Genomic DNA, 12,452 nt, shown 5'->3' with positions numbered 1-12,452 from the left:
AAGTCCAGCTCAATGCAAATCGGATCCCATGAACCAGCGGATCTGCTCCACCATGACCTCGGGATTCGACAGGGAAGGGCAGGCAGCCCACTGCTCGTGTCGTACGTTGCCATAGAGAACGACGCCGATGTGTGACCGCTTTTGGACGTCGATGCTGGGATCGGGGTCGATGAAACCGAATTTGCGGCGTACCAGGTCGAGATCGGCGCGCGAGCCCGTGAGGAAGATCCAGCCGGGTTTGACGTCGTTGGCCTTGGCGTACGCGTGCAAGGCTTCGGGCGTGTCTTCGTCGGGCTTCAGGGTGAACGAATAGAAAAAGACGTCACGTCCGACGGCCTCGCCGAACGCATCTTGCACCTTGCGCAGGTTCTTCGTGGTGCCCGGACAGATGCCGTCGCATCGCGCGTACATGAAATTGATGACCACCGCTTTGTCGCGCAAAAGGTCCTGGTAAAGGCGCACGCGTTTTCCCTCGTGCGTCGTCAATTCGATATCCGGGAAATACCCCGCCCCGAAGCCCCCGTGCATCGGCGGGGGCAACCGCTGCGTCGTGCGCGGTGGCCGCTCCTTCGCGAACACGTAAGCCGCCGGGATGAAGGCGCAAATGCCGTAAAGTACCCAGCGCGCGAGGCGTTTGCGGAAAGGGGCCATGCGCTTCAGACGATGTCCCAGCGAATCATCATGGCGTGGTCCTCGTGCACCGTATTGTGGCAGTGCATCACGTATCGACCTTTCATATCGCGGAATCGAAGAAAAACCCGCGCCTCGCTGCCATTGGCGCGCCCGAGCTCCAGCACGTCTTTGCGCCCGGCATTGCGCAAGGTCGGCGGAGCGCCATCGAGGGTGATGACCTGGAACTCCTCGAAGTGGATGTGAATCGGGTGGGACCAGCCGCCCGATGTGTTGCGCAGCACCCAAATTTCCGCGGTATCCTGCCGCGGCCGCGCCCGGATGACGTTGGCGTCGAAAAACGCGTTGTTCACCGTCCACGCGCCCTGGCTTCGGCCGAAGTCCCACACGCGCGTCACCGCGGCCGCAGTCGTGTCGACGGGTGGCAGCTCACGCAGGGCGGCCGGGACGCGGCTCGGATCCGGCGCATCGCGGTCGACCCGGAACTCGAGCACCATGTTGCCTTGGCCGGGCGGCAAAATATTGCCTGTCGGACCGCGCCCGTCGACCTGCTCGAGGCGGTTCTCCAAGTAAATCTTGTCGCCAATGGCATAATTCGAGAAATCGATGATGACGTCCACGCGTTCGGCGACCGCAAGCCGCACGCTCTGCGCCGCGACCGGCGCGGGAAGGAGATTTCCATCGTTCGCGATGTGCGTGAAACTCGCCCCGTTGCTGAGGAAGAATTCGTAAAAGCGCGACGGCCCCGAATTGAGAAGACGAAAACGGTATTTCCGCCGCGCCACCCGGAAGAAGGGCTGAATCTTGCCATTGACGATGAACTTGTCGCCAATGATGCCATCCAGATTGAACAGGTCGAACAAGAGCTGCCCGTCCTGGTCGAAAACACGGTCCACGATCTGCAAGGGTACGTCGAACTCGCCGCTGGGCAGCCTCAGGGCCACCGGATTCGGATCCCGCTCGTCGCCCGAATCGAGCGCATCGAAAAGCAAATAGAACCCGGACAAACCGCGATACGTATTCTGCGCGGTGAAGTCGACGCGGTGGTCGTGGTACCAAAGGGTGCCCAGTGCCTCGCGCGGATCGCCCAGGGGGGCGAATTCGGGCAGGGTGAAACCTGCATACATATTGAGGTAGTGGTGATCTTTGAACAGCCCCGTCTCGTAAAAGTCCGCGGGAAACCCGTCGCTCGCCGATGCATTGTGCAGATTGTGCAAGTGCGTCGACACTTCCGGGCGGCCAAAACCGGTGTGCTGCGCAATGGCCGGAAGCGCATTGCGCATGCGCACCGTAATGGGTTCCCCGTAGCGAGCATGAAATGTCGGCCCGGGCACCGTTCCGCCCCAGCCCCACGCCGAATTGAGCGGCAGCTGCGCGTGAAACCGATGTTGAATCGGCTGCGCAACGAGCTCGTAGGCCTTTTGGGGCGGCCGTGAGTTCCAAAAGAGATGGTTGCCCCGTGCTACCTCGCCGGCAATCGGTGCCTCCGCCGGGGCGGGCGAGAGCACCGTGGGCTGCGCCACCCGAGGAATCACCAGCTCCTCGGTGAAGGGCGCCGTCGGCGGGGAGGCCAAGGTGGAGATGCCCCCGCTCGCCCACGCGCTCAATCCGCCTTTGCTCACCAGGTAACCGCTGGCGGAGATGAGCCCCATCTTGAGCAACTCGCGCCGCGTGAGGCCGGCCGCGATGATCTCTTGGCGATTGCGGCGCGCGATCAAGCCCAATTTGCTGGGTCGCCACTTCAACAAGCGCATCGTGCCTTGCCTCTCAGGGAAGGAGTTTGCCCGCCAGCTCGAACAGATTCGTCTCGATGGTGAAGATACCGCTGCCTCCCACCCCACTGCCCTCGACCCGGAAGAAGTCGTGGCCCGTGGGGCTGCCCACGATGCGGTGTGCGACGGAGGGATCCCCGAGGTGGCCCGGCGGGGCCTGCGGGGCGAACGCGGGATCCCACTTCAAGAAGCGCTGCAGCACCTGGCTTTTCACCGCCTGCCGGAAATCGCAGGGGCTGCCGCCGCACCCGACGTCCTCGGTCCAATCGATCTTACCGCTGGCATCGGCCGAGACCGTGGTCGTCCCGAACGGGTGCGTGAACGTATAGGGCACCGATGGCGATACGCCTTCGAGCCGAAGGCGAACGCGTCCAAAGACGATTTGCTCGCCAATGGCCACATTGCCGACCCCGGCGAAGCCGCCTTCGAGGGCGAGTATCAGCCGCGCGCGGATCCGATTCGTGGGCCGGATTTCCGCCTCCGCCGTCCAATAGGCCATTTCGTTTGGAAAATTGGTGAACGCGCGCGTGACGGCCGGTGGTTCGAGCAAGTCCGGCAGGGCACTGGGGCAGAGGCTTGCGCTTTCGAGGCACGGTTCGAGCCGGACGCCTGCGCCATCTTGGTACCAAGCCGGAAACCCATGACGTGGATCGACGGGGCCCGCCATCGGCGTAAAGCCGGCGGTCGCGCGGCCACGTCCGAGCAATGGAATTTCGTGCGTGTTTCCCGCGGCATCGTTGGGCACTTCGAGCGTCGCCGCGCGCGGTCCGTCGCCTGCAGGCGCGAAGGCCACGTCGATCGTGCAGCGCCCGCCCGGTGCCAGCGTCGCGCCGGAGCAGGTGCCCGCTCCGAGAACGAATTCACTGGCCTGCCCGCCGGCGATCGCGAGTGTGCCGATGGTAAGCGGTGCGGTTCCGTCGTTTTGCAACGCGACGGATTGCGCGGCGCTGCGCGTGCCGACGGGCTGCGCATCGAAGGACACTTGATTGAAGGCTTCGGCCAGTACGAGGAATGCGCCGGTGGGTTTCAGAAACGAGGTTTCCGTGCCGGCGGTTCCCTGACCATTGCTTTTTGCGCCGCACCCGAACGAGGCAAACGAGGCAAACGGGAAAAGCGCAAGACTGCACGCGACAACACCGGCGATGCGAGTCGCACGAGAAGGTGGAATCGAGTTGGCTTTCAAGGTGGATAGCTCCGCGAGTCGTTTCTCGGGAAAGCATCTCTCGGTCCAAATCGAAATTGCGCGCCAAAACGCCAAATACGCCTTGGCGAATTTGGATGAATTTACCCTCTCGACTGCTTCGCCGGCGATCCATGTTGCTCGCGCAACCGTGTGGGTACGTCACGCAAAAGCGCATCCAAGATGGCCTGGTGCGCGCGTGGGTAGCTGGGCTGCCGCCAGTAGTGCAGCACCACCGGCGAGGTAATGCTCTGCAGGCCGGGCACTTCACGAAGCCGGCGTCTGCCTCGCAAGAGATGGCGTGACACGACGGCGCGGCCGAGGCCCTGGGCGGCGCCGTCGAGCAGACCGTAGATATCGTCCAGATACCAGCGTGTCAGGCGCGAGGTGCTTTGCCCATTGCGCCGCAGAAAGCGCTGCGTCGTGGTGTCGGATGCATCGTGGTCGAGAAAGACATCGTGCGGCGTTTCATGCACGGCGCTCTCCACGAGAACCAGGCGCTCCACACCGAGCCGCACGTGCTCGAGCCCCACGCGTTCGAGCGTGCGATCGAGCAACACGAAGTCGGCGCCGGCGCGATCCAGCAGACCCGCGAGCTCCTCCACCTCGCGCGACGCGATTTCCAGACGCAGCCGCCGGTTCGCCCGTGCGATGGGCGCGAGGGCAGGGAGCACCAGCGAGCGCACCACCGACGAGAAGCCCGCGATGCGAAGGGTGCCCCCGAGCCCTTCACCGGCCGGCGCGGACAGGTCCGAGACCAACTCTTTCTCCAGCGTTTCGCGCGCCTGGGCGTAACGCAGAAGCCGCGCTCCGGCATCGGTCAGCGCGATGCCGCGTGCGCTTCGCAGAAAGAGACGCTGCCCAAGCTCCTCCTCGAGCGCCTTGATGCGCATGGAGAGCGCGGGCTGCGTGAGATGAAGGGCCTTGGCCGCACGCCCGAAGCTTTGGGCGCGCACCACGGCGTAGAAGGCATCGAGCTGCAAGGCGGAGAGGCTCATCAGCGAATTTTATGAGTCCATCATATCATTCAAATGGACCGAATCCATGCCGCGAGCTACCTGGCCGTGCGATGAGACTTTGGAGAAACGTCTGCGTCGCGCTGCTCGTGTTGGTTGCGGCGTGCGCGCGCATGCCGGAGGATGCACCGGCGCAGGTTTCCGAGCTGAAGCCCGCCGGGTGCGTGACCCAAGGTCCGGCGAACGCGGCGGCCAATCACGATGCCGTCGCGGCGCTGTTGGCCGCATCGTCCGAGTGCCCGTCCAACGTGCTCGAGTTTCGCGGGCGTCTCGAGCGCGAACCGGCCAAGGTGGCGACGGCCTTCGTGGACAATCGCGGCTTTCACAATGGCGTGGCGGGGAGCTTCAGCCTTTTCGAAAGCGTCACGGGGGTGGTGGCCGGGGTGCCGGTCGCGCCGGGCGACTTCTTCTTCGGGCATTTCACCGACAAGCGCGGCACGGAGCTGGTCCTGGCGCAGACGCCCGAGGACAAGGCGCTGCTCATCGAGCTCATCGCGTGGGATCCGGCGAAGGGGCTCTTCAACTTTTACGAACTTCGCGGCGACGGCACGCGTGGGCAGTGGTTCTACCGCGGCGACTCCGCCGACATTCTGCGCGACATCGCGCCGCTTCACCGGCAGGACGATCCCGAGCACCCCGTCTTCGGGCAGCGCCTTCGATGCTCCGGGTGTCACCTCGGCGGAGGGCCCATCATGAAAGAGCTCGAGGCACCGCACAATGACTGGTGGACCATGGCACGGCCGCTGCCCCTCGCGGGGCTCACGCCGGAACCTGCGCTCGCGCGCATCCTCGGGCAAGGCCTCGGTGATGCGGAACGGCTCGCGATGCGCGTTCGCCAGGGGAACGCACGGCTCGAGGCGAGCGTCGCTTTTCGTGCCGCGCGAAAGGGAAGGACGCGGCAGGAGCGGCTGCGGCCCTTGTTCTGCCCCGAGGAGATGAATCTCGCGTCGGATGCGATGCCCAACGAGGCACGCGCCGCCGTGAAAGCGCCGAGCGCATTCTTCGTGGACCCGCGGCTCGCATCGCGCGAGCTCGTGGTGTCGCGCCCGTCGTACGATGCGGCCCTGCGGGCATTGAAGAGTGCATTCCCCGAGAGCGGACAGCCCGATGGCGATCATGCGTGGCTCGGGCCCGTGAAGGCGGCCGCCGATGTCGCCGCCGTCGCCGCGCTGGTGCGCGAGCACGCCGTCGACGAGGAGTTCGTCGCGGACGTTCTCGCGGTGGACATGGGGAATCCCGCGCTCTCCAGCGCGCGGTGCGGACTTTTGCGGCTCGTGCCGGAGGACGCGCATGGCTGGGTGGCGGCCTTCGTACGCGCGCTCGCCGCGTCCAAGGAGCCCGCGGCGCGCGAGCTCCATGCGAACCTCACCGAGCCGGCGCGCCATGCAGCGTGGCACCGCGCGCAGGCCGCGGCCATGCTCGAGGCATGTTCGCGCAGGCTGCAGGCGGGGGAGATCACGCCGTACGTCGAGCTGTTGGCCCAACGCCGTGCGGAAGTGTTCGCCAACGAGATCTCGAAGAACCCGCGCGGTCAGATCCTCGAACCTGGCTTTCGTGTCATCTTTCCCGATGTGACACCGGAGCCGCGTCCGGGAGCCCTGACGCTCACGCGCGATTGCACGATCGTTCGCCCCTAGCGCCGGCGACGCTGTGACCTGGCCACCACACGCTACGCGAGACCGCGCATGCACGGTGCGTGTCGACGCTGCGAGCGTCGCGCCATTCGAAGATGGCTCGGCGTTTGCTGAAGCCTCGTCCCAAACGAGGCTTGGACATGCACAAATGGCTTATCGGATTGGGACTCCTGCTGGCACTTTGGCTATCGGCGCCACCCGTTGGCGCGGCCGATGCGGGAGGCCCGGAGCTCGATGCGGGCGCGCCCGTCGCCACCGCGGTGGAGCTCACGGTGACGCCGAACCGGCCGCGCTACGGAGAAAAGGTGCAGGTTCGGGCGCGGGTCACCTCGGCCGCGGGGGAACAGGTTCCAACGGGATCGGTGCGGTTCGTGACGAAGTCGCCCGCCGGAAACACCGAGACGCTGGTTGCGCTCGATGCCGCCGGTTACGCCAGCATGACCTTCGTCCCCGCGAGCACCAAGGTCAACGAGGTTGCCGCGAGCTATACGGGCGATGCGTCGCACACCGCATCGTCGTGGAGCGTGCCCCTCTACATCGACAAGGCGGCTTCCGCGACGGTGCTTTCGTCGTCGTCCAATCCGGCGAAGGTGGGCTCGTTGCGCGTGACGGCCACCGTGGCCGCCGTGGCGTCGGCCCCGCGTGTGCCATCCGGCAAAGTGCACTTTTTTCTCGAGGGCCAGGAGATTGCGGCCCTTCCGCTCGACCCCCATGGTCAGGCCGTGTTCGATGCGACGAAATACAAAGTAGGTAATTACGAGTTCTCGGTGAGGTACGACGGCGACGAGAATTTCATCGAGAGCGCCCCGCACGATCCGCTCACCCAGAAAATCGAGCACTACGCGACCACCGTGAAAGTCGATATCTCGCCAACGACGGCCGTTTTCGGTGCGCCAGTCACGTACACGATCCACATCACCGGCGCGGATGGCGGTTTTCCGGCGGTGCCTCATTCCGTGACGCTTTACGACTCCTTCGACGGCCCGGACAACTGGCAAAAAAGCAAGACGATTTGGGTGGAAACACCCGGCAAAGTCATCTACACGCCGACGGACTCTCAGCGCCCCAAGGGCGGCACCCATACGATGAGTGCGCGCTTCTATGGTGATGACAAATACGAATACGCCGAGGGATCGGCGACAGTGGTGGTGACCCAAGCCCCGACCAAGACGTCGCTCACGGGGACGGGGTCGTCGCTCGTGGCGACCATCTCGTCGGACACGAAAGGATTCACGTTCGAGGGGTCCGTGGACCTTTACGAGGGCTCCGTGCGGGTTGGCGGAGGCCGGATTGGTCCATACGACTACACGGCCACCGTCCGCATCGAGGGGCTCAGCACGGGCACGCACGACGTCGTGGCCGTATACAGCGGAAATCGCGATTTCGCGTCGAGCCGCTCGGCGCCGTTGACGATTCAATACACGGCGCCGCCGCCCAAGCCGGATGGGGGCACCGGCTGGCCGCCGCCCTATGACGCCGGCCATTACCCGCCTTGGCCTCCCTACGAGCCTTTGCCTCCGTACGACGCAGGGTCGCTGCCCGATTACCACTACGATTCCGACTACGACTACGACGAATACGACTCGCCCAGCTGCGCGGTCTCCTCACGGCCGATACCGCAAGGATTTGCGCTGCTCGGAGCCTTCGGAATGGCCCTGGTCTTTCTCCGTCGCCGCCGTCAGTGAACTCTGTCGGACTTGGGCAGATACAGCACGGCGTCGAATTGGTGTGCGAGCACCACGTTGCCGAAGCCAAACCCGTGGTCATTGGCGAACACCGCACCGGGGGTGGTCACGGGGAGGTTCGGCTGGGGTACGCGCAGATCGATCCACGTGGGAACATCGCCAAAGGCCCGCGCGAACGATGGCTCGAGCGACGAAGGCGGCTCCGCGCACGTGGTCCCGCAGGGCACCAACGTCGCAATGGTCGTGAGGGACGCCCCCGAGGCTGCCGCCAGGCGCTCGCCGAAGGAGACCGTCCCTCGAGGTATCCCCTCCGCGAAGGGCGCGCCGGGCGTCGCTTCGTCGATCCGCCCAAGCTCGGATGCGTGCTTCGCCGCGTGCCAATCATGCATCCAGTGAAATACCTTTTTTCCGGGGAACCGAATCCGCTGCAGCGTCTCGTAAATGCGAAAGCGCGCTTCGTCGATGCCCGCGTACGCCTCGCCCTGCCAACGAATTCGCATATCCGCCGAGGCTTGCGGGTTCTCGATGTACGAGTCGACGGTGCGTCGAAGGACTCCCACGTACGTTTGCAGGCTGAGGACGTGCAGGCGCGCCAGCACCAGAGCGGCTGAATCCGACTTCGCCGGGGCGAGGGCGGCATCGATGCGGGCGAGCCCTTCGAGGCAAGCTTGCCGTTCCGAGGCGGTGTACGAAACGCGGTTTTGGCGCTGCAGCGCGAACACCTCCTGCGCAAATTCCATATCGTTGGCGTACGCCTCGTTGGCCGCACGGCAAACGTCGATTCCTTGGCGTAGCGACGCGGCTTGTTCGGGGGCGGTCTCGTCGAGGAATCGCACGACCGCGCGCGCGTCGGTCACCGGTTGCTCCGGCTGATACCCCGTCAGAGCGATGGCGTCTTCGGGGTAGGCGCGATTGAAGTCGCGAATCCAAAGGAGCATGCGCGTGATGTCCTCGGAAACGAAGGCCCCGTTGAGAAAGAATTGCTCGCGCACATCGAGTTCGGTGCGCTGCGAGTTCATGAAGTCCGCCAGGACCTCGGTCAATCCCCACTGCGCCTCGAAGGCGAACACACGAAAACCGTGACGCTCGACGAGCCGCTCGAACACCTCCGGAACGAGCCGGTGGATCTCGCGCATGCCGTGCGAATCCTCGCCAAAGTTCACCGTGGTTGCCCCCGCGACGAGCGCATCGAGCGGCTCGGTATTCGTATCATCCTCGGACCCGCAAGCCGCCAAAGAGATGCACCCTGCGAAAAACACCCTTCGAAGCCAACACATGCCCACACGCTAGCCCGAGGCTCCGTGTCGGTTGGTACCGCTGTGTATCGGTTCGTATCGCCGGCGGGGTTATTCGATCACGTTGATGTCGATACCAAAGAGATTCCGTTTCCCCAGTCCATCGGCATGCGGCTCGGTCACGTGGATGGGGGTTACGTCGTGCCAAAGCCCCGAATCACGGTCGGCGTGAAAGACGCCTTCGCCGGGCAAGAGGGTCCTGTTGAAGATGCAGCGCTGGGGCTCGCCCGAAAGGATGCGACTTTCGCCGCCCTCGATGCCGTGGCGTTCGATGACCAAGGCGGAAACGACGTAATCGACGCCGTCCTGATGCGCGCCCTCCGGGGCATTGCTGGCCGACGCGCCTTGGCGGGCCACACTGCTCATTTGGTGGATGATCATCTCCAACACGCGCGCGCCCTCGCGCACCCGCCGCACGAGATCGGCCACACCGTGGAGCAAGCGTCGCAACGGATCCGAGTCGCAGAACGCGGCGTTCATCGGGGCAAACATGCGCGGCAGGCAGCGAAAGTCGTCCGTGTTTTGGGTGAAGGCGCCCATGGAAATTCGCCGCGAACTCCATGTGTCGCCGTCGCGATCCAGAACGAACTTGGAAATCGCCCGGCGCCTCGCAGGTCGAATGTCGAACAGGCGCGCCCGATCGGCCGAATCGAGGGAGGCCTCGAACGGCACCGGCTCGCCGAGAGGGCGCTTGCCGTGGAAGACGTCACGATGAAAGGCATCGAGTTCCTCGGCGTGGTGCGGGAGAAGGCTCTTCATGAGGGCCACTCGCCGATACACCACGTCGTAATGATCCCATTCCAGTTCGTCGAACGTAGAGCGGAATTCGCCCATGAGCGACTCCAGATCGAGACCCCACTCGTCGAGACGAAAGACCTCGAACGGCGTCACGTCGCCATACCCCGCTCCACCCAGCGTTGGACCACTGCGAGCAGTGTATCCGTTCCGCGCAAAGGATCACGCTGTACGCGCTCGATACGTCGTAGAGCCGATACGACACCAGTGCGCCACCAGACGACCGACCAGCAGCATGAATCACGTCACCCGCGTTACTCGAGATGGAAAATCCACCCACCGTCGCTGGTGGCTCCGGCGGCATAGACGTCATCGGGGCCCGTTCCCCAGACGGCATAGAAGTCGACCGCGTCGGCGCTGGGCGACTCTTCGGTCCACACCGAGCCGTTGGACGAATGCAATATCCTGCCCCGGCTGCCGACGATGTAAAGGTCGTCCGGGCCACTTCCCCAAACACCGTAATAGGTGCCGCCCGTGGGGGTGTCCTGCTGCACGAACTCACCGGTGCCGTGCTTGCGTAAGATCATCGTGGCACCCACCGCGTAAATGTCGTCCCCCGTGCCCCAAATGCCGTAGAGCGCGGCGTGGGTATTGCCAACTTGCTTCCAAACGTCATCACCGGTGGAGGCGTAAATGATGCCCGGCGCGGTGTTTCCGCTACCCACCGCGTAGATCGTGCCGGTGCTCGAACCCCATACGGCACTCATCGTGTCGGGCGGTTGGAACTTCGTCGTGAAGGGTCCGCGATTCTTGGAGTGGCAAATGGCATTGGTCCCGACCGCATAAATGTCGTCGAGGCCATTGGCCCATACCGCCTGCGCGTCGGCGCACGAGCCAAGCTCGTTCCACGGCGTCCAGTGCTCGGGCGATGTCATGAGGTACGGGGCGCCGCCCCCGATGGCGATGATGCTCTGCGGGCTCGGTCCCATCAAGCTTGCGCCCTTCGCTTTTCCAGCTTTGGGCTGACTCGATTGGGGCTTCCATTCGCCGCTGCCGTCGAAGTGGTAAATGCCACCGAGTCCGACGGTGTAGATATCGTTCTTGCCAGTGCCCCATATGCCCATGATGGCCTGTGGAGTGACCTTTTTCCCGGTCCACGTCTTCGCCACGCACGCGCTGCCCTGCGGCTTTTTCCCGGAGGGGCAGGTGAAGCTGCACGACGAGATGCCGCACGTGGTGGCCACGGCGCCGGAGGGCAGGGGGCAGGCGGTGCAGCTTCCGCAGCCGTACGCCGGATCGTTGCGCCGCACGCACGACCCGTTGCAAAGCACGCGATCGGCGCTGGCGCAGCCTCCGTCGGGGCCGGGGGGTTGCGGGCCGTTGTCGCCGTCGGAGGCGTCGACGCCGCCATCGCCGCCATTGCCGCCATTGCCGAATGGTGCGTCCGGGCCGTAGGCGTCGGCCCGGCGCGCATCATCGAAGTCGACGCCGAACAAGCTCCCGCACGCGGCGGTGAGCGCCGTAAGGCCGAACAACGCCGTCCATCTACGAAAAACCGTGCTCGCACGCATTTAGAAGCTCCCCACGACGGACACACCCGCCGAGGTTGCCGTTCCGGGCGAAGGCCGCGTCAAAAGCAAGTACGCACCGCCTCCGAGTCCGACGGCGGCCACACCGAAGGCGATGGGCGCGACCAGCGACCAAGTCTTGCCGCGCGATGCCGCGTCCATGCCATCGCCATCGCAGATCCCGTCGCGGCAATGGTCTTTGTAGCTCGACGCCGCGCTGGCGATCCCCAAGGTGGCGACAATCCCCGTGATCAATGCGGCCCCGCCGAGGCCCGCTGCGACGTACCCCCACGTTGCCTGCGAGGAGCCACCCTGTTTCGCGGGCGGCGGCGATGTCGGTAGCGGCTTTGCGGCGGGAGGCGTGGGGGCGGCCGTCGCGCGTGCAGGTTCCAGAGTCACCGTGAGCGATTGCCCCTGCGCGATCTCCACCTCGATGGATCGCTCGTCCCGCCCCGGTGCGCGCACGACGAAGCGATGGCGCCCCGGATCGATGGGCAGCGACACGCCCAAGGTCGCCATTCCGAGCTCGACGTCGTCGCGGTGAATCGTCACGCCATCCACCCGCGTCGCCAAGGTCAACACCACGTGCGGCACGCGTGCCTCCAAGCTCCGCGCCCGTTTTTCGGCGTACGCAATGCGATCATCGCCCGGACGAAACATCGGCACCGCGTCCCGAAATTCTTGCCACGCGGTGGCGATGTGACCGCGACGCTCCTCGCAATCGGCCAGGTTGATCAACGTGCCCGGCGCCGGATCGAGCCGTTCGCTCTCGGCGAATCGCTCGCAGGCCGTGTTTACATCTCCGCGCGCCAGTGCTTGCCGCGCGCTTTGAAACAGGGCCTCCGCGGCCGATGAATCGCGAGGCGCGGCCCAGGCGGAGCCCGTGAAGGTCCAAATTCCGGCCGCGACGAAGGCCAACTGGAGGTATTGCATGACG

General features: G+C 64.9%; 10 protein-coding genes. 2 read left to right on the top strand and 8 right to left on the bottom strand.

What is annotated here, in order from left to right:
* Window positions 1-9: 9 nt before the first annotated feature.
* From LZC95_22255 to LZC95_22240, 4 genes are all read right to left on the bottom strand, one after another.
* Window positions 10-651 (bottom strand): SCO family protein, encoded by a 642-nt coding sequence (locus LZC95_22255; GenBank protein ID WXA99528.1) that lies wholly within the window; start codon window positions 649-651, stop codon window positions 10-12.
* A 5-nt stretch (window positions 652-656) separates the two neighbouring features.
* A complete protein-coding gene (locus tag LZC95_22250) occupies window positions 657-2,384 on the bottom strand; it encodes a multicopper oxidase domain-containing protein (protein WXA99527.1) in 1,728 nt (575 codons plus the stop codon).
* 13 nt (window positions 2,385-2,397) lie between these two features.
* A complete protein-coding gene (locus LZC95_22245; protein ID WXA99526.1) occupies window positions 2,398-3,585 on the bottom strand; it encodes a choice-of-anchor D domain-containing protein in 1,188 nt (395 codons plus the stop codon).
* A 101-nt stretch (window positions 3,586-3,686) separates the two neighbouring features.
* A complete protein-coding gene (locus tag LZC95_22240; GenBank protein ID WXA99525.1) occupies window positions 3,687-4,580 on the bottom strand; it encodes a LysR family transcriptional regulator in 894 nt (297 codons plus the stop codon).
* A gap of 71 nt (window positions 4,581-4,651) precedes the next feature.
* Between LZC95_22240 and LZC95_22235 the strand changes: the two genes are divergently transcribed.
* Window positions 4,652-6,235, top strand: a complete 1,584-nt coding sequence (locus LZC95_22235; protein ID WXA99524.1) for a hypothetical protein — start codon at window positions 4,652-4,654, stop codon at window positions 6,233-6,235.
* Window positions 6,236-6,372: 137 nt separating this feature from the next.
* Window positions 6,373-7,917: an Ig-like domain-containing protein gene (locus LZC95_22230; GenBank protein ID WXA99523.1), complete on the top strand. Its 1,545-nt coding sequence runs from the start codon at window positions 6,373-6,375 to the stop codon at window positions 7,915-7,917.
* Here LZC95_22230 and LZC95_22225 read toward each other — a convergent pair.
* From LZC95_22225 to LZC95_22210, 4 genes are all read right to left on the bottom strand, one after another.
* Window positions 7,911-9,194 carry an erythromycin esterase family protein gene (locus tag LZC95_22225; GenBank protein ID WXA99522.1) on the bottom strand — a complete coding sequence of 428 codons (1,284 nt, stop codon included), beginning with the start codon at window positions 9,192-9,194 and terminating at the stop codon, window positions 7,911-7,913. The two genes, LZC95_22230 and LZC95_22225, sit on opposite strands and share 7 nt — an antisense overlap.
* A gap of 69 nt (window positions 9,195-9,263) precedes the next feature.
* On the bottom strand, window positions 9,264-10,103 hold the full coding sequence (locus LZC95_22220; protein ID WXA99521.1) for a 2OG-Fe dioxygenase family protein: 840 nt from the start codon (window positions 10,101-10,103) through the stop codon (window positions 9,264-9,266).
* 158 nt (window positions 10,104-10,261) lie between these two features.
* Complete coding sequence (locus LZC95_22215; protein WXA99520.1) at window positions 10,262-11,518, bottom strand: hypothetical protein; 1,257 nt, start codon at window positions 11,516-11,518, stop codon at window positions 10,262-10,264.
* Window positions 11,519-12,448: a hypothetical protein gene (locus LZC95_22210; protein WXA99519.1), complete on the bottom strand. Its 930-nt coding sequence runs from the start codon at window positions 12,446-12,448 to the stop codon at window positions 11,519-11,521.
* Window positions 12,449-12,452 lie beyond the last annotated feature (4 nt).

The sequence above is a fragment of the Sorangiineae bacterium MSr12523 genome (assembly GCA_037157775.1).
GTDB lineage: Bacteria > Myxococcota_A > Polyangia > Polyangiales > Polyangiaceae > Pendulispora > Pendulispora brunnea.
Note: the sequence above shows the minus strand (reverse complement) of the source record. Positions and strands in the feature narration are given on the sequence as shown.

What these genes read in the sequence shown, in the direction of transcription:
- LZC95_22255 (WXA99528.1), bottom strand. Translation starts at nt 651, where the DNA reads ATGGCCCCTTTCCGCAAACGCCTCGCGCGCTGGGTACTTTACGGCATT.
- LZC95_22250 (WXA99527.1), bottom strand. Translation starts at nt 2,384, where the DNA reads ATGCGCTTGTTGAAGTGGCGACCCAGCAAATTGGGCTTGATCGCGCGC.
- LZC95_22240 (WXA99525.1), bottom strand. Translation starts at nt 4,580, where the DNA reads ATGAGCCTCTCCGCCTTGCAGCTCGATGCCTTCTACGCCGTGGTGCGC.
- LZC95_22235 (WXA99524.1), top strand. Translation starts at nt 4,652, where the DNA reads ATGAGACTTTGGAGAAACGTCTGCGTCGCGCTGCTCGTGTTGGTTGCG.
- LZC95_22230 (WXA99523.1), top strand. Translation starts at nt 6,373, where the DNA reads ATGCACAAATGGCTTATCGGATTGGGACTCCTGCTGGCACTTTGGCTA.
- LZC95_22225 (WXA99522.1), bottom strand. Translation starts at nt 9,194, where the DNA reads ATGTGTTGGCTTCGAAGGGTGTTTTTCGCAGGGTGCATCTCTTTGGCG.
- LZC95_22215 (WXA99520.1), bottom strand. Translation starts at nt 11,518, where the DNA reads ATGCGTGCGAGCACGGTTTTTCGTAGATGGACGGCGTTGTTCGGCCTT.
- LZC95_22210 (WXA99519.1), bottom strand. Translation starts at nt 12,448, where the DNA reads ATGCAATACCTCCAGTTGGCCTTCGTCGCGGCCGGAATTTGGACCTTC.